This is a genomic window from Yersinia sp. 2553 StPb PI, assembly GCF_052217105.1.
Classification (GTDB): domain Bacteria; phylum Pseudomonadota; class Gammaproteobacteria; order Enterobacterales; family Enterobacteriaceae; genus Yersinia; species Yersinia enterocolitica_E.
Genome location: NZ_JAZGPX010000002.1, coordinates 4,822,716 through 4,840,569, shown reverse-complemented (window position 1 = coordinate 4,840,569; position 17,854 = coordinate 4,822,716). Strand labels below are relative to the sequence as shown.

Sequence of the window (17,854 nt, the reverse complement as noted above, 5' to 3'; positions counted from 1 at the left end):
GGGCCTAAACAGCTTTCACCTTACCGGCCCGCGCCCGGGAGAAGGTAAACAGACACAGTAGCAGCCCCATCACCGCCAGTGCTGCGGCGGCAAAGGGCACTGCGGTTAAACCTAACCCACGAGCAATCACCACACCACCAACCCATGCCCCTAAAGCATTGCCGACATTAAAGGCGGCAATATTCAGGGTCGACACCAGATTAGGTGCTTTTTTACCATAGGTAACCACATTGATTTGTAGTGCAGGTACTGCTGAGAAAGCTGCCGCTGACCATAGAAACAGCGTCACTTCTGCTGCCAATAATGAATAGCTGGTCCAACTGAACAAGGCAGAAAACAGCGCGATTAACAGGAAAGTCATCGTCAGACTGACGGAAAGGTGCCAATCGGCCAGCCGCCCCCCGACAATATTGCCCAATGTCAGACCAACCCCCATCAGCAACAATGTCCAACTGACACCATGTTCTGAAACCTGCGTCACTTCTGTCAGAATGGGGGCGATGTAAGTAAAGAGAGCAAACATAGCGGCGGCAAAAAAGACCGTCATCAATAAAGATAGCCAGATTCCCCCTCCGCGCAATGCGGCTATCTCTTTACGCAGTTCGGTCGGGGCCTCCTCCTGAGAAGAAGGTAATTTGCTGTAAAGGGCGGCCAGTGAGAATAAACCGATGACTGAAACCACCCAGAATGTTGAGCGCCAACCGAAGGCCTGCCCCAGCGCGGTCCCTAGGGGCACGCCCAACACATTGGCCAGCGTCAGGCCAGTAAACATCAGTGCCACCGCCGAAGCTCGTCGATTCGGCGCCACCAGATTGGCGGCAACCACGGCACCAATCCCAAAGAAAGCACCATGACACAGCGCCGTTATCACTCTGGCCAGCATCAGGAAATCATAGTTGTATGCCAGAGCACACATCAGGTTACCGATAATAAAGATCACCATTAATAGTAATAATGTCTTTTTACGAGGCAACTTTGCGGTCAGAACTGCCATGATAGGTGCGCCAATTGCCACTCCCAGCGCATAACCACTGATTAACCAACCGGCAGTTGGAATCGAGATATGTAAGTCACCCGCCACCTGAGGTAGCAGCCCCATAATGACAAATTCGGTGGTACCAATAGCAAAAGCACTCAGTGCCAATGCCAGCAGCGCAACAGGCATAATACCAGCTCCCAGTCAGACAATATCAGCTCGCAGTAGATAGCGGGCAAAACAAATTGTTGCCGATAATGGTTAATTAACCGGCACCATGTAGTGAGTCACAGAAGAGGCGAAACCGTGAGCATCGCCAAAAAGGCAGTAATAACCTTATAAATTATAATTGTTTATTTTCTTAACTAACTAAATAGAAATAGCATGAGTTGAGGAATACTGACTAGTAGTGAACAAGGTTATAAATAGCGGAGTAACTAAAAAGGCAGCATTTGCTACGTATAATGCTATGAAATAAAAAGTAATTTATAGGCATCACCGATCACAAAAATATGTTTGAGAATGTAACTCACCGCTATAGCGTCAAGAAAGCAGAGTTAAGCCAATGGCGATTGGTTGCAAACCACTCCACGAGAAAATCTAGCATTGTCCTTAATGTTGCTGGCATGTGCCGCCGTGAAGTATAGATACCGTAAATACCCATTGCTTGCGGCTGATAACCCGGTAATAAGCTGACCAAATCGCCTCGGGCGATATAGGGGGCGGCAGAATAACTGGGTTGCAGAGTAATCCCGGCCCCTTCCAACGCACCACTTAGCAAAACTACTGACTCATTGGCACTCAAATTGCCACTGACTGCAACGGCTGATTTTTCGCCCTGTAAATCAAAATGCCACAAACTTTTGCCAAAATATGAGTATGTCAGGCAGTTATGTACTGCCAAATCATAGGGTGTTTTGGGTATTCCGTTGGCTGACAGGTAGGCCGGAGAGGCACAGACAACGGAATGGCACATGGAAAGTGGCCGTGCAATTAAATTCGGGTCTAACTCATTGGTTATACGCAATGCTAAATCAATGCGTTCTTCTACCAGATTGACTGCCCGGTTATTGATTTGTAAATCAACCGCGACCTGGGGATAACGGCGTAAATAGTCAGTGACAGCAATCACCAAAGCACTCTGCCCAAGAGACTGAGAACAACTGATTCGCAATAAACCGCGCAATTCATCACTGCCTTGCCCTGCAATCACATCCATCTCTTGGGCAAACTCAAGCATACGTCGGCAACGTTCAAGGGTGGTTTCGCCAGCATGGGTCAGGCTCAGTTTTCGTGTTGTCCGATGTAACAGCCGCGCCCCCGCCCACTGCTCCATCTCAGCCAGATAGCGTGTCACCATCGCCCGTGACATCTCTAATGCTTCGGCGGCAGCAATCATACTGCCACGCTCGACAATCGCGACAAAAACCTCAGCAGCAGTGATCCTATCCATTATTAGCTCGATTTAAGCAACAAACAGTTGCTCATTATCAGGTTTTTCTATCGAACGATGCAATCTATTATCTAACCCATACCCCAGTCATCCTCAGGAAAACCGATATGTTTAACAAAACGCTATTACAAATGACCTTTGCCGGCCTGGCAACCTTCGCAGCCGTAGCAAACGCAAGTGCTGTCGAACAACTCAAAATGGAAGTCTATAATCCAGGCGAAAAGAGCATCTTCCCAGTCTCTTCTGAGATTATCAGCGGCAAAACCGAAGTGGTTCTGATTGATGCGCAATTTCAGCGCAATGACGCCGAAGCACTGGTGAAGAAAATCCAGCAAAGTGGCAAAAAACTGACCACCATTTATATCAGCCAAGCCGATCCTGATTTCTATTTCGGTCTGGATGTCATCACAAAAGCATTCCCACAAGCCAAGGTACTAGCCACACCCCAGACCATTGAAGAAATAGAAGCGACCAAAGACGGCAAAATGGCCTATTGGGGACCGATTCTAAAAGAAAATGCGCCTACCCGGATAATTGTTCCGCAAGCACTACAGGGCAAGAGTTTCACTATCGATGGGCAAAACATTGATGTTGAAGGGCTAGACGGCCCATCACCTGAAAAGACATTTGTCTGGATCCCATCCTTGAAAGCTGTTGTTGGCGGTGTCGCTGTCTCCGGTAATATCCATTTATGGGTCGCGGATACTCAAACCGCAGAATCACGCCAGCACTGGCTAACAACATTGGAAAAGATTAAAGCACTCAAACCAGTGACCGTGGTTCCTGGGCATTATCTCGATAACGCGCCACAAACATTGGCATCAGTGACCTTTACTCAGAACTATTTAACCACACTGAATACAGAGATTCCTAAGGCGAAGGATTCCGCAGCACTGATTGCGGCGATGAAAAAACACTATCCAGAGTTGAAAGATGAATCTAGCTTGGAGTTAAGTGCTAAGGTACTGAAAAACGAGATGAAATGGCCGCAATAAGCGGCGCTTAAAATGAATCAGTACGGCATTACCCTGTCATCAACCAAAGTGCCAGAAGGCGGTAACTTGAATGGTGACGGGGACTAAGAGGAGAACATAATGACCCCGCTAACTTTACATTACATTTTCGACCCTTTATGCGGTTGGTGCTATGGCGCAGCGCCATTGGTGCAAGCCGCACAAAGCATTCCTGATCTGACACTGGTACTGCACGGTGGTGGGATGATGTCTGGACCGAATCGTCGCCAGATAGATAGCCAATGGCGTGGTTATGTGATGCCTCATGACAAACGTATTGCCGAACTCACCGGACAAACGTTTGGTAAGGCTTATTTTAATCACTTGCTGAATGATACTTCAGCGATTATGGATTCCACGCCACCTATTGCCGCCATTTTAGCGGCTGAACAATTGGCCGGACAAGGCGCGGATATGCTCCATCACATCCAGCAAGCTCATTACGTAGAGGGCCGCCGTATCGCCGACACCTCGGTATTAATTGAACTTGCCACTGATATTGGGTTAAGCCGGACAGCATTTATCAACGCATTCAGTTCCGCCCAGACAGCATCGACTCAGCATATTGCTGATAGTCGCGCCTTACTGGCGAGGGTGCATAGACACGGCTTCCCAACCTTTGTACTACAAGATAGGCAGGGAAAACTGTCCGCCCTACCCGCAAATGAATATTACGGTGATCCAATTGGATGGACCAAGATGCTGAAAAGCATGCTGGTGCACTAAAAGTTGGCAGGGGCCGCTTCATAACAACCTTGAGCCGACCGCCCAGTAGTCGGTAAACAAAAACGAGCAACAGATTGATTGAGCTGGAATGCTTGTTTTTGTAATACCTCCGATGCACCGGTGGATTGCTGGGCTAACTCAGCATTCAATTTTGTCACTTCATTAATCATCCCCACTTGTGTGGTTATCCCCTCAATACCTTGACTCTGATCGTGTGATGCAGCAGATATTTCCGCCATCAAATCAGTCACCTTTTTAACTGCATCAATAATAGCCCGTAAGTTATCACCTGACCGCGCTACCAAACCGCTCCCTGTGGAGATAGAGCTGGATGAATTATGAATAAGCCGCTTAATATTCAGCGCGGAATTGCCACTTTGATGTGCCAACAAGCCAACCTCTCGTGCTACAACGGAGAAACCGCGCCCATGCTCACCGGCGTGCGCTGCTTCAATGGCAGCATTTAATGCTAAAATATTGGTCTGAAAAGCCACCGATTCGATGAGCGTAATAATTGCCGTTATTTCCTGCGAACCGGCAGAAATATCAGCCATTGATACCACGACGCTAGACATCATTTCCCCGCCTTCACGGGCGATAACGCCGGTTTCATTAGCCAGAAGATTGGCTTGATCGGCACTCATCGTGTTCTGTTTTACCCGGGTAGTGAGCTGATACATGCTTTGTGTTGTTGCGGCCAGTGATTGTGCTTGCGACTGTGTTTGCTCAGCAAGACGATGGCTATCTGCGGCGATTTGATTAACACCTGTCAGGATGATTTCTGCACCTGCGCGAACCTGACTCACCAAGACAATTAAGCCTTGTTGCATTTGGCATATGCTATCAGCCAATTGACGAGCCTCGCGGCTGGTAAACGATGAATATGTAATCTGGCGTGATAAATCACCGGCGGCAATAATGTTAATATGGGAAATAAGGTCATTAAGTGGCCGGATAATTAAGCGTGTAACACCGAGCCAAACCGAAAAGGCAAGGCACAGCAATACCGCCAATGCTGTAATAACCCCCTGCTTTGCTGACGATAAGGACGATAATAGCTGGCTATCCATTACAGCCCGATTACTCTCACTTTGCTGCAAATAGTGGTAATACTTTTCGGTAAAATCACTTTGAAAGCCTTGTATCGGGACTTCAAAAAACCGATCAATATTACTGTTCTTTGACAACCCCTGCCCAAGCTCAGTCAAACCTTGATATAACTGCTGATAACTTTCCTTTAATGCAATGAATTCTGGTCGTTTATCGTGAACAGAAAGAAGTAATAACTCACGATAATTTTGCTGTGACTGCTGCATAGATTGCAGTGCTTCATTCAAAAGACTATGCCAGCTCCCCTCAGAACCGGTCTCTTTGTCCTCCATATAATAGATACCGGCCCGATTGAATTTGTCGCTAGCAATTAATAGCTCCATTCTGGCGCGATCCATCAACACTTCTTGCTGATGGCTATAGTGCGTTTTTTCAACATTAACGGTGGTACTATCCAATATATGAGATAAATACCCGATGGAAAATAACTGCAATAAGGAGAAAAGGCTAATAACGAGTATTAGACCAAACAATATACCGATTTTTCCATCGGAGATTGGGCCTAATCCTTTAACATGCGAGAGAAGCCTTATAACAAACAACCTGATGTGATATAACATTATTTTTACACCGACGATAATTAATATACCAACATTACTCGCCAAATATTACAAGTATATTTCAGGAGATTACATCATGTATCACTGCGTGTTAATAAGCGAAAATTATGAATAGGATGCCCCTGGGATTGTTCAATCAAAATAGTATTTTCATCTAATTTATAGAAAACAGGGTAACTTATTGCATAGGGTGTATTAAGGAAATCATATAAACAATTATCGTCATTATTATATATTGATAGAGATAACACATCACCGATAAAAACTCCTTTACTCGCATCAACCACACGAAAGACAATATTACGCCGTGCTTTCAAATCATGATTTTCACCATACACATCGGCAGATGAGTTTATCTCTCTTCCCATAATATTAACTCTGGAGTAAACATGATAAGTGTTAGGTGAATGATTAAAACAATAGTTAACCTCCCAATAGCCTTCAATCTCTTTCATTGGGTGAATATAAGAATATATACGCCCAGCGCCATACCCTAGCCCTATTGATATAAAAACACTAAAGATCAAAATAAATATTATTTTCGCTCGCATATCAGCTCCCCAGTTTGATATTTACAAGCAATATACTCCCCCTGTTTTGTTTTCTTTAAGTAAACGTAGGGTGCCTTGCGGTATGTGGATAAGAAAACTTCATCTAGCGTGTTATCCAAACCTATCAATATAGGCATGATTGTAGGATGTAATATCTTAATTGTATGGGAATTTAATGTCACATATAACGAAGTAAAAAAACAACTTATAAACACTGCCAGTAAAACAACTTTATAACGAAAACCAACGCCGGATAAAATATATTTATTATTTTTAACAACATCAAGACAATCTACTCCTCCCCCACCACCTCTTTCTTTTTCTTTTTCTTTTTCTTTTTCTTTACTTGAAATAAAAATCGGTTTAATACCAATGCAATATCCTTTTTTGGGGATAGTCGTCACTAATTCATGTGCTTTATCATCTAATGCATTACGCAAGTTACTAATTGTTTGTGTTAGTGTGTTATCTGTTACATAGCTACCTCCCCATATCTCCTTCTCAATATCATCGCGGGTGAGAGAGTCTGGATAATTATGGCATAATAAAAATAACACTTCAGACTCTTTATTCCTCATTTTTATGAAAGAACCCCCTTTATTGATTATTCTCTTTTGTGGAGTAAAGAGAATATCTCCAATCATTATTTCATCCATTTCCTTCCCCACATGGTAGTCATCACTAAATAAAATAGCAGAAATAGTGTTACCTGACAGTCTCCTTCAAACATTAATAAAGTTAAATTCGTTAGTTTTAAGCGAAAAATGATAGAGAACATAAGAATCAATAGCAAAGGTGAAAGTCTATCAATAAATATTGATAACCAACAAAAAATATCCACCATGAAAATTACATTTTTGAGATATTATTAGTAACAATGAAAAATCAAGAAGGTGAATGATCATAATGAAACTCAGGGTGATTTTATTTTTCACACCAATTATTTTTGGATGCCAAACACACAAAAATGAAAATTTAACTCAAAAAGTAAAAATAGAACAATTAACTGCATTAACGGCTGGGATGCGTTATCTAAAAGAAATATGTGGTATGGAAAAGTTACCAAGTGAAGAGAAAATAGTGAATAGTGCCATAACTATGATGAATTCTGATAACTCTCTCAGTTTACAGCAGAGTAGTCATTCGCGGTCAGAACTAACAGAGGTAAGATATGAAAAATTAAAAAATGACGGTATGAATAACGATTACAAATGTAAAGAGTTGAGCGAAATATTAAATAAATTCATTATTAAAATAAGCTAATAACCTCCCCTAGAAATAGATGAGCCACACTAGCCAGACAAATATAAGGGCCAAAGGCGATGTGTTTTACTTTCTTCTTTGACAAGAGAGAAATCACCATAGAGATAATGATACCTAAACTAGAGGATAACAATATCAACATGGGTATTGCTGATACACCAAACCAAGCTCCCATAGCTGCCATTAATTTAAAATCACCATATCCCATTCCCTCGACACCCTTAAATAACTTAAATAACCAATAGGGTAACCACAAAAAAACATAACCCACTACAGCACCTAGCACTGCAGATGACAGAGAACAAAAAACATTATTTATATTAAAAACAAGTCCTATCCATAATAATGGCAATGTAATACAGTCTGGAAGTAAGTAACAATCAAGATCGATAAAAGACAACGTAATCAGCGACCAAATTAAAAGTAAACAGGCAACTGTTGAATAATCGCTTTCAGCCCAAAAGGCAACAAGTAAGGTTAAAATAGCCGTCAATAACTCTACAATTAGATAACGAGGATTAATTCTCTGATGGCAGCACCGGGATCTACCACATAATAATAACCAACTGACTACGGGGATATTGTACCTAATAAGTAACTGGCTATTGCAATTTGGGCAAAATGATTTTGGAAAACATAAATTAATGTTGTCTTTGAGGCTATCATCCTTAATTCGTCGACTGACGACCCTATGTTTGGGTGCAGTAGCAGAAAGCATAATTGGTAGCCGATAGATAACAACATTCAAAAAACTCCCTATGCATAGCCCAACAACAGTATAAAATAAAAAACCGACCAGACTATAAGTATCAATCATAATTTAATTATATTCCTTTTGATTCTCGCTTTACAAAATAAATATTCCCCATTACATACTCACCACTTTCACTGTCATTACGATAAATATTCACATCACTAATATAAATATTATAGTAGTGAGACATAAAATGAATCACATCTAGTACGTTAGAAAATTTAACCCCATCAAATTTTATAGCAGCAGTTCCATCGGATAATGTCGATATCTGCAAGATGTTATTCCCGCCGTTAAAAATATTAATAATCTCTTTATCAAATTTGTCATGTGAATAATAATCATGCCATACCTTATACTGCCGACGTAGATTTAGATTTGTAGATTCTGTAGAATAATGAAGAATTTCATCCCTTAATAGCACCTGTTTCTGCCGTAATATATTACAATCCACCAAAATTTTAATTGTATAAAGTACCACAATAACCATCAATAAGAATGATAGGATGGTTCTTAATTGCCAAAAATAGTATAGAATAGAATGTGAATTTAACTTCATGGTGTATTATTAAAAATAATATCATGCGTACTATGGCCATTGGCTATTTTATTTAAAATCACTCCTTTAAGACTTTCATTTCCTTCGTTTAATTCAATTGCTATAGCATCAGGTTCACTTGTGGAGATATTATATGACATCATTTGTGTATCTCTATTAAAATTAACACTATTTACATGCAAATTAAACCTATCAATAACAACACCTGATTTGTGCATTAAATCAAGAAAGCTGGTTTTTGATAACATATCTCTATGATGACCGATGTAATCATTAAAATGACTTATATCATCAATGTCACTTTCATTAACTGGAAAAAAATTAGTATAAAAATATGTAGATTCTACATTTAGCATATCAATATCCTTCATTATTTTATATCTATCAACCCCATAATTTAGGCATACAAAAATAGATAGAAGCAAACACAGAAAAATAGGTTTAAAAATAGGTTGGCACTTAATAATTCTTTTAAAGAAATTATTATACTTACCGCAGAGAAGATTAACATCAGTATGAGCGACATTTTCAGCCATAACTCGGAGCACATCGCAATATTGTGTTGATTGCCAATTGATAGCTTTACTGCTAGCCGGATAAAAGGTATTTTTATGAACAGATGACAACCTTGAAGCATATATTTTTTCTAATATTTCACTACAAATTGAAAAGCCTGACATTTCACTATCTCTGATCAACCATTCATGGTCTAATTTTACCGCAAACCATTGTCCAAGACTAAATGGTAGAGCCAATACATCAGGCACAATAGTTTTTGCAGTGATATCAGCATCCTTTAACCATCCTATCCAGCGATTCATTAATTGATGTTCGACAGCGGCTACATAACAGAAATCATCATCACATTTTAAATTAATAGTATGAAATTTATCTATATCATCCACAATTGATTCCTCAAGTAAAAAAGAAATAACTTTCATATTTTTACTTGTTGCCACTCCTTTGATATCAATTCGTCTGAATATTATACAACTTGCTGGAACTAATATTTTAACGGTATATTTAGGATCTAATTTTAGATTTTTAATTTCAGTATGACTCTTGAGTTTACCATAACTACTCTTTTTACCATCATGCGTTTTGATATACCAATAAACAGAATCGTGCTCATAATTCCCGAGTCTAATCAGTAGAGTAGCCCGAAAGGCAACACTATTCATTATATGGTTCGCCAATACCATACATCCGCTGCAATACCGTAACTTGTTTCTTTTTAATATGAAGGAAGTTACTTAATTGATAATATTCATCCTTACCATCAAGACCAAATGATAATGAGATAAAATACTCATCTGTTGCAAAGTTTGACATGGAAATATCTCTTATCTTTTGTCTATCATTGATTGCCACCACTGAATTATTTAACATCGAATCAAAGAAACTTTCAACATTACCCCAGCCAGTTGCTGGTTTGGATAATATAACCCTGACAATATCTTCTTCACTAAGAGTATTCATGAGCATTGCCTGAACGAGCTTGGCATGTTGTATTTCAAGCGTATTTATATTAACTAATAATACGTTGTCATTTCTAGTACAGATCAGTGGTGTCAGTTGTAAAAGTAACTTATTACTATAATCGGGTAAAAAAACAGCTAAATCATCATTGGAATTAGTATACTTTGGCCTAAGTATTGAACCAGTATAGATATTATATTTGTTATTTTCGCAACAATCACGGTTAATAAAACCAGAGATATATTCCATAATATTATTTATTTCTTCTTTTCCTCCCCCTGAATTAATTAACATGTTTTTAAAAACCGTCCTGGCATAAGATTCCACTGTATTATTGCATGACTTATATTTAATAGAGTAAATATTTAAGCAGTTAGTTCTATCAACCAAATTATAATATATATCATTCTCGTTTATTTTAATGGTTTTGGGATGGGTCAAACTGTGACCTAACTCATCACCTATATATTTAGAATTTAATAGAGGCCCAATGATTCTGTTTAACATCTCACCTTCAATTTCTAATAATATCCATTTCTGTGACTTTCTTATTTCACTTATCTTAAATAGATTATATAAATCAGACCAGTGATAAAGTGACGTGAAAGCCATTGCGCTAATCAATAATAGAATAGATAATACTAGCAATAGTGCAGCACCATGCTGTGTCTCTAAACTATCCACAATTATAAAACTCCACTATTCAATAAAATAATAACTCGTCTTACCATGCCAATACCTCCCAATTCTATGGTAAATTCAACGGCGTGAGGTAAGACAACGTCGCTCCGCCACTCATTTAGCCATTTTCTTTCATGATATATCTGCATTCTAAATGCTGAGACTCCATCTATAGCATCTAAAATCTTGTATTCCGGATCTTCTATGCAACCAATTTTAGTATAAGATAATTTTTGTAAAACTTTATTTTTCAACCTATAGCCTATACTTTCTGGCATATAGTCAAAATCGTATTTTAAATTATCATTATTATTTAGTAAGAAATAAACCCCAAAATCATCACTTCCCAAAAGCCCCTTCCCTATTTGGAAGGAAACGCCTTGGTAATCATTTGAAATAAAATTTTGATATGTTATCGCGTGAGATATATCATCTTGAAGTTTTTCTATTACTTGGTATATTCTATATAATATTTTTGCCTTACTACTCGCGGCGGCACTTCCTTTCGCAATAACAATAACAGCCTGATAGATAGTTAAACTCATCATGGTAAAAATAATAACAGCAAGTAGTACCTCTAACAATGTAAAGCCATAAGATAAACGTTTAGTCATTAGTAATCCGGTGTCTTTGTACTATATAATTAGGATGTTCGCTATTTTCCTGACTACGAATTTCAACGATAACTTCATGATATCCTTTACTATGATTATATACTTCCTTCGTTTGCCAATACCAAAATTGGTTAAGCATAAAATGACGTCCCTTCGCCAAATCTCCGCTTTGTGTAACATTCATTATTTTAATTTCAGCTAAAACGTTATCTGCAACCCAAGAAGATGCCATCTTATCTTCTAACGCTTTGGTCAAAATTAATTGTTCACTAATATTTTTCATAATGCTGATACCCGCAATAGCAAAAATAGCTAATGAGATCATAACCTCTAACAATGTAAAACCTGTATAATATCGCAAGTAATTACCTATGCGTTGTCGGGACTCAAGTTACTACGTATATCTGTTTTAATTATGATGATACACTCCAGTTGCCAATATCATCTTCACTACCTATTTCTCTATCCGGTCCTGCAGAAAATATATCTATCTCTCCATTCTTTCCGGGATTACTCATTTGGTAAGCGTTTCCCCACGGATCTTGCGGTAATCGCCGAATATAACCATATTGAGGATAAATTCTCGGGATGGGTACCTCTGTTGGTTTGACAACCAATGAATGAATACCTTGTAACTCTGTAGGGTAATGGCCATTATCCAACTTATACATGTCCAATGCATTTTCTAAAGCAACAATATCGCTTAATGTCTTTTGCCGGTCAGCTCGGTTTTTATTAGACATCAGACTGGGTATCGTTAAGCTAGCCAAAACACCCAAAATCATGATAACCACCATAATTTCCAGCAATGTAAATCCATCCGATTTCGTCTCCTTCATCATCCATCCTCGATATATATTATGAAATTAGGCTGTTAATCTGCAATATTGGTTGAAATATTGACAAAACAATAAAAAAGATAAATGCAGCCATGAAAATCATTATTGCTGGCTCTAGTATTGTTATAAATATATTTATCTTAACCATCAGTTCATCTTCTTGGACAGCAGTCACTTTTTCCAACATAACATCCAATGTCCCAGTTCGTTCACCTGATGCAATCATATGTATTATCATAGGTGAGAATACTCGGCTAATAGTTAAAGAAGACGATAGACTACTGCCTTCGTTAATTAACTTAGCGGTGCTTTTTAACTGTTCTTTAATATATTCATTTGTCAATGCAGAGTTGCTTATTTTTATTGCCTGGATTAAATCAACGTTATTGCCGTTTAAAATAGTTAATGTTCTTAAATAACGGGATATGTTCAACCTAATAATCACCTCTCCAACCAGAGGGATCTTCAAATAATAATATTCAAAGAGTTTATTTACCTTCTTTATTTTCAATATTCTATTAATTACAATTAACACAGAAGAAATTAACATTAAAATAGTCAATATGTTATTTTTTATCACGTTGCTAACTGTCATGAGAACTTGTGTAGAAAAAGGCAATGCATTACTCTCTAAGTAAAACTGCTCTACTATATTAGGGACAACTACCGATAAAAGGATAATAATCACACTGAGAGACATTAAAATTAGAATAATCGGATATATAAGTGTTTGTCCAAGTTTTCGTTTCACTTTCTGCGCTTGTTCTATATGGTCTGCAAGTCGAGACAACACCATACCTAAATGCCCCGATAGTTCACCAGCAGTGATCATTGACCTATATAATGGATTAAAAACATTTGAAAAATTTGAAAGTGAATCTGAAAATGAATAGCCTTCTATAATCTTCATCCTTATGTCATATATTATACTATTCATTACATTCATTTTATTTTGCTTCTCGATAATTGCCAATACTTCGTCTAATGGTATTGCTGCATTCACTAATGTCGACATTTGTCGAGTAACTAACACAAGATCATCATTATTAACAGTGTTAAAGTACTTCATTACTCTTGTAAAATAATTTAATTTTATGATATTAATCTTTAATAAATACCATCTTCTTTGATAGATAATATTCCTGGCAGCCAACATACTTTCGGCATCAATATTACCTTTTATTTTCACTCCGTTATTATTGATAGCGACATATTTAAATACAGGCATGCTTGTCCTCTAAGCTTATCCTGACCACTTCTTCAATTGTTGTTAAGCCAGTCATAACTTTATCCACCCCATCTTGTTCAATGCTGCGTATAGTTTGCTGCGCCAACTGGACAAGATCATGCTCACTATAGCCTTTATAAATACCTTCCCGTAAGCGATTATCAACAACTAAGAGCTCATGCAAAGCTATTCGCCCGCGATAACCGGCCGCATTACATTTGTCGCAACCTATCGCACGATGCGTATTTCCTGCTATGGTCATTCCATAATTTATGCCCAAGCTGTTTAGTTGCTCCGGCATAAATGTATACTCTTGCCGACACTCGATACATAGTCGGCGCACCAAACGTTGAGATAATACTGCCAATAATGAGCTTGATAGCATAAAGGGTTCGATCCCCATATCTCTCAGCCTGGTTACAGCACCAACAGCACTGTTAGCATGTAACGTTGATAAAACTAAATGGCCGGTTAAAGAGGCTTGTACTGCTATTTGTGCAGTTTCCACATCTCGTATTTCGCCAATAAGAATAACATCAGGGTCCTGTCGCAGTATTGCTCTTAGGCTTCGAGAGAAAGTCATGCCAATTTTTGAATGAACCTGTGTCTGAGATATACCATCAATATCAAACTCGATGGGATCCTCGACAGTCATAATGTTCCTTTCACCTGAATCTATTCCCATTAGAGCTGCATAGAGTGTAGTACTTTTGCCTGCACCCGTAGGGCCAACAATCAATATAATACCATGAGGCTTGAGCACCAGTTTTTTCATCAAGCCATAGTTTTTTGCTGACATATCTAAAGATTGTAAGTCCAACTTAATACTGCTTTTGTCCAGTAAGCGCATAACTACGCGCTCACCATGATTTGACGGTAGAACAGACACGCGAACATCTAAAACTCGCCCGGCCAAGTTCAGTGCAATACGTCCATCTTGGGGAATACGCTTCTCTGCAATATCTAATTTCGCCATAACTTTAATCCGAGAAACTAATAATAGTGCTACACTGTGTTTCAGTTCTAATATATTTTTTAATACTCCATCAATACGAAATCTGATAGCCAGTTTTTTTTCGAAAGATTCTATATGGATATCTGACGCTAAATTTTTAATTGCTTCTGTTAAAATGGTATTGATTAGTCTTATTACTGGAGCCTCATTATCTGAGTCCAATAGGTCTTCACTGTCAGACAATTCACTAGCAAATGAATAAATCGCGATCTCATCACTTATTGCATTCATTATTTTATGTGACTGCATTGAACTATTTTGATACGTGGCCGTCAGAGTATTATTAAACTCATCATCAGTAACAAAATCAAGGCCCATAGGTTGATAGGCGACTCTATTCCCTTCAAGTATTGCCTCAAGCGAAGCTGAATGGCGGCATATAATTTGATATCCATTTTCTACTGGGAGTAAGATAACACCATTATCTTTAGACCAATTCAATGTTAATGGTACTAACTTCTTCTCATCTTGGTTCATAACTCAATCCCTACGTCACGGTAAAATGCCCTTATATCCTTTTTAAGTTTATTGAAATCATCATGATTTCTTTTTTCTCCCCCCTCTCCTTATAATACTTTAGAGCACTATTTATAAAAGGCTTATTTGTATTCCCATGATTATATTCAGTGTATTTCTCTGCGGTCACCAAGTTATAGTCATTTGTTTCCCTGAGTATTGTTGGCTTAATGAATAAGATAAGGTTACTTTTTTCAATTTTCTCTTTTTTCTGCCTAAAAAAACCACCAATAAAAGGAATATCCCCCAAGATAGGAACTTTATTTACTGTTTTATTTATCTTTTTATCTAATAGCCCACCCACAACAACCGTCTCACCACTTTTTACCAGAACTGCATTATTAACGACTCTCTTGTTAAAAATAGAGCCTAAATTATTAGCAGTGACGTCAGAACCGTCAGCAATACTTGATACCTCCTGTCGGATTTCAAGAAGAACCGAATCACCTTTGTTTATCTGTGGTTTCACTTTCAACATGACACCAACATTTTGCCTTGAGATTGAGTTATAGACCCTATCTGTAGATGTTGTTTGTGTCGATGTCAGTACAGGAACCTCTTGACCTACATTAAACTCAGCCTCCATATTATCCAACGTGACAATACTCGGTGTTGCCAGAATATTATTATTTGAATTAGTTGCCAGGGTAGTAAATAAACCACTCCAGTTACCTTTATAAAAGCCTGCAGTTAATCCTGTAATTGCCATGGGCAGTAGACCGTCACTATTATTTCTTGTCCTTCCTGAGTTTGGGATAAAGTTGACCCCACCAGAAAATTTATTTTCCCATTGTATGCCAAGGTTTAATCCCTCTCCATTTTGGGTCTCAACTATGATGGCCTCGACCAAGACTTGAGCTCGTCTGATATCTAACTTTTCGATAACCAAGTCTAACTCTCTCATCATTTTCGGTTCAGCTGTAATGACCAAAGCATTTGTTTGATCATATGCCTTAATGGCAATATTTCCACTCTGTTTCTTGCCTGTCGAGTTTGTTTTTTTGTTACTGAGAAAACCTTGGCTAATGCCAGTTAGCACCTCCAAAAGTTTCGATGCTTGAGCATATTTCATATATATAACTTTTGTGTTTCCATAACTATTCTGTTGATGGTCAAGCTCCTTTATCATTTTAATGGCTTTTTTTCTGATATGGCTATCACCACTCACCAATACAGAGTTAGTCCTATCATCAGCAATCATTCTTCCTAAATTGAATGGCTCTTGTTTGTTGGAAGTTGTTTGATTTATGATTTCATTGACTAGTTTAGTCACATCAACAGCATTAGCATGTTTCAATTTATAGTATTCAACATCTATATCTCCGGCTTGGTCGAATGTATTGATTATCGAGTACAAGCGGTTTACTACAGCAGCGCGTCCCGTAATTAATATAGTATTTGATGGCTCATAGTGAATAATATTACCAGATTCAGAATTATCATTTAATTGGCGCAATAGTGGGGCAAGACTCTTGGCAGAGATATGTTTAAGTGGGAATATTCTATTGATAAGTTCATCCCCATAAGTTTCCCCCGATTCTCTTAGTGTAGGAACAACTGAACCTTTAGCTCGTTTTGATGGTATTACCTTCAAGATATTATTAGGCATTTCCACTACGGTATATCCGTAAACATCGAGTACATTAAGAAAGAATTGATAGTATTTATCTTGATCTAATAGTTCATAACTACGGACGCTAACCAAACCTTGAACTTTAGGATCTATTATTATAGTTTTATTGATATTCTTGCTTACTGTATTAATAAACTCTTTTATATCTGCATCTTTGAACAGCGCAGAGAAACTTTCACTATTTACACCTAGTGGTAAGAAAACTAGCACTATAGTTATTTTTGATAGTGTCAGTGATGTGATTTTAATAAAATAACAAAATATACGACCATATGCCAAGAAGACATTATTGATATGCATTCACACTCCCCTTACATTTTAATTCAGGGCGTACTCACTCCAATATAACCAGTGAATAATAAACCTCATCATCACTAATAATTACTTTATCCTTAAGTATTTTTACAATAATAACACTATTAGTACCGGCTACTCTATCATGAGTAAAGTAGGTTTCTTGTGCCACGCCAGAGTCTATTATGGCGATAGATTTTGACTCGTCTGCATGTTCGAGTATACCAACCAGTTTCAGCCTCCCCATATACAAAGGAGCATTAGCTATATCGTTAGTAACATTGTTTTTTTGTATGTTATCTTTAATGCCCTTGCTAAATAACTTTAACCTTTTGATCTCTTTTATCATTATTTCTTTATTTTTTACCTTATCATTCTCACCATTGTAACCTTTATATAATATTGGAACTGGCATTTCATTTTGACTTGACACTGCATTAATAAGCATTCCGAGGCAATATAAAATAAGTAAGATTAAGAGCACATCTAGCAAATTTATTTTATTACTAAACAGAGTTTGGCTGGGTGTTATAACTATCTTCTTAAAAAATGATAACACCCTAACCTCTCATTTATAATGAGGAAAACAC

Annotated in this window: 19 protein-coding genes; 3 read left to right on the top strand and 16 right to left on the bottom strand. The window is 38.1% G+C overall.

What is annotated here, in order from left to right; translation table 11 throughout:
- Window positions 1–4: 4 nt before the first annotated feature.
- Both V2A84_RS23360 and V2A84_RS23355 read right to left on the bottom strand, forming a co-directional pair.
- On the bottom strand, window positions 5–1,165 hold the full coding sequence (locus V2A84_RS23360) for an MFS transporter (RefSeq protein ID WP_083162838.1): 1,161 nt from the start codon (window positions 1,163–1,165) through the stop codon (window positions 5–7).
- A gap of 346 nt (window positions 1,166–1,511) precedes the next feature.
- Complete coding sequence (locus tag V2A84_RS23355; RefSeq protein WP_083162836.1) at window positions 1,512–2,429, bottom strand: LysR family transcriptional regulator; 918 nt, start codon at window positions 2,427–2,429, stop codon at window positions 1,512–1,514.
- Between the two features lie 107 nt (window positions 2,430–2,536).
- Here V2A84_RS23355 and V2A84_RS23350 point away from each other — a divergent pair, with 107 nt between their 5' ends.
- Together V2A84_RS23350 and V2A84_RS23345 are read left to right on the top strand one after the other, a co-directional pair.
- Window positions 2,537–3,424 carry an MBL fold metallo-hydrolase gene (locus V2A84_RS23350; RefSeq protein ID WP_083162834.1) on the top strand — a complete coding sequence of 296 codons (888 nt, stop codon included), beginning with the start codon at window positions 2,537–2,539 and terminating at the stop codon, window positions 3,422–3,424.
- Between the two features lie 99 nt (window positions 3,425–3,523).
- Window positions 3,524–4,168 (top strand): DsbA family protein, encoded by a 645-nt coding sequence (locus tag V2A84_RS23345; protein ID WP_442849102.1) that lies wholly within the window; start codon window positions 3,524–3,526, stop codon window positions 4,166–4,168.
- Here V2A84_RS23345 and V2A84_RS23340 read toward each other — a convergent pair.
- The 3 genes from V2A84_RS23340 to V2A84_RS23330 form a co-directional block, all read right to left on the bottom strand.
- The gene (locus V2A84_RS23340) at window positions 4,165–5,838 is read right to left on the bottom strand and encodes a methyl-accepting chemotaxis protein (RefSeq protein ID WP_083162830.1); all 1,674 of its coding nucleotides are present in this window, start codon (window positions 5,836–5,838) and stop codon (window positions 4,165–4,167) included. The two genes, V2A84_RS23345 and V2A84_RS23340, sit on opposite strands and share 4 nt — an antisense overlap.
- A gap of 74 nt (window positions 5,839–5,912) precedes the next feature.
- The gene (locus V2A84_RS23335) at window positions 5,913–6,389 is read right to left on the bottom strand and encodes a hypothetical protein (protein ID WP_083162827.1); all 477 of its coding nucleotides are present in this window, start codon (window positions 6,387–6,389) and stop codon (window positions 5,913–5,915) included.
- Entirely contained in the window at window positions 6,374–7,045 is a 672-nt protein-coding gene (locus V2A84_RS23330; RefSeq protein WP_083162825.1) for a winged helix-turn-helix domain-containing protein, read from the bottom strand. The genes V2A84_RS23335 and V2A84_RS23330 overlap by 16 nt, the downstream gene beginning before the upstream one ends.
- Window positions 7,046–7,295: 250 nt before the next feature.
- Between V2A84_RS23330 and gspS the strand changes: the two genes are divergently transcribed.
- The gene (gene gspS / locus V2A84_RS23325) at window positions 7,296–7,652 is read left to right on the top strand and encodes a type II secretion system pilot lipoprotein GspS (protein WP_193784788.1); all 357 of its coding nucleotides are present in this window, start codon (window positions 7,296–7,298) and stop codon (window positions 7,650–7,652) included.
- Here gspS and V2A84_RS23320 read toward each other — a convergent pair.
- Genes V2A84_RS23320 through V2A84_RS23270 form a run of 11 tightly spaced genes read right to left on the bottom strand, consistent with a single transcriptional unit; the run spans window position 7,639 to window position 17,823 of the window.
- Window positions 7,639–8,469, bottom strand: coding sequence for a prepilin peptidase (locus tag V2A84_RS23320; protein ID WP_083162821.1), 831 nt, complete (start codon window positions 8,467–8,469; stop codon window positions 7,639–7,641). The genes gspS and V2A84_RS23320 overlap by 14 nt on opposite strands.
- Window positions 8,470–8,476: 7 nt before the next feature.
- Window positions 8,477–8,965 (bottom strand): hypothetical protein, encoded by a 489-nt coding sequence (locus tag V2A84_RS23315; protein ID WP_083162819.1) that lies wholly within the window; start codon window positions 8,963–8,965, stop codon window positions 8,477–8,479.
- Window positions 8,962–10,146 carry a type II secretion system protein GspL gene (gene gspL, locus V2A84_RS23310; protein ID WP_442849101.1) on the bottom strand — a complete coding sequence of 395 codons (1,185 nt, stop codon included), beginning with the start codon at window positions 10,144–10,146 and terminating at the stop codon, window positions 8,962–8,964. Before gspL ends, V2A84_RS23315 begins: the two co-directional genes overlap by 4 nt.
- A complete protein-coding gene (locus V2A84_RS23305) occupies window positions 10,139–11,128 on the bottom strand; it encodes a type II secretion system protein GspK (protein ID WP_442849100.1) in 990 nt (329 codons plus the stop codon). The genes gspL and V2A84_RS23305 overlap by 8 nt, the downstream gene beginning before the upstream one ends.
- Window positions 11,129–11,130: 2 nt before the next feature.
- On the bottom strand, window positions 11,131–11,739 hold the full coding sequence (gene gspJ / locus V2A84_RS23300; protein ID WP_083162811.1) for a type II secretion system minor pseudopilin GspJ: 609 nt from the start codon (window positions 11,737–11,739) through the stop codon (window positions 11,131–11,133).
- Window positions 11,732–12,100, bottom strand: a complete 369-nt coding sequence (gene gspI / locus V2A84_RS23295; protein WP_083162809.1) for a type II secretion system minor pseudopilin GspI — start codon at window positions 12,098–12,100, stop codon at window positions 11,732–11,734. Before gspI ends, gspJ begins: the two co-directional genes overlap by 8 nt.
- A 52-nt stretch (window positions 12,101–12,152) precedes the next feature.
- On the bottom strand, window positions 12,153–12,578 hold the full coding sequence (gene gspG, locus V2A84_RS23290) for a type II secretion system major pseudopilin GspG (RefSeq protein ID WP_083162807.1): 426 nt from the start codon (window positions 12,576–12,578) through the stop codon (window positions 12,153–12,155).
- 19 nt (window positions 12,579–12,597) lie between these two features.
- A complete protein-coding gene (locus V2A84_RS23285) occupies window positions 12,598–13,806 on the bottom strand; it encodes a type II secretion system F family protein (protein ID WP_442849099.1) in 1,209 nt (402 codons plus the stop codon).
- Window positions 13,793–15,298 (bottom strand): type II secretion system ATPase GspE, encoded by a 1,506-nt coding sequence (gene gspE / locus V2A84_RS23280; protein ID WP_442849098.1) that lies wholly within the window; start codon window positions 15,296–15,298, stop codon window positions 13,793–13,795. Before gspE ends, V2A84_RS23285 begins: the two co-directional genes overlap by 14 nt.
- A gap of 31 nt (window positions 15,299–15,329) precedes the next feature.
- Window positions 15,330–17,270 carry a type II secretion system secretin GspD gene (gene gspD, locus V2A84_RS23275; RefSeq protein WP_442849097.1) on the bottom strand — a complete coding sequence of 647 codons (1,941 nt, stop codon included), beginning with the start codon at window positions 17,268–17,270 and terminating at the stop codon, window positions 15,330–15,332.
- Between the two features lie 34 nt (window positions 17,271–17,304).
- On the bottom strand, window positions 17,305–17,823 hold the full coding sequence (locus V2A84_RS23270) for a type II secretion system protein N (RefSeq protein ID WP_083162801.1): 519 nt from the start codon (window positions 17,821–17,823) through the stop codon (window positions 17,305–17,307).
- Window positions 17,824–17,854: the final 31 nt, after the last annotated feature.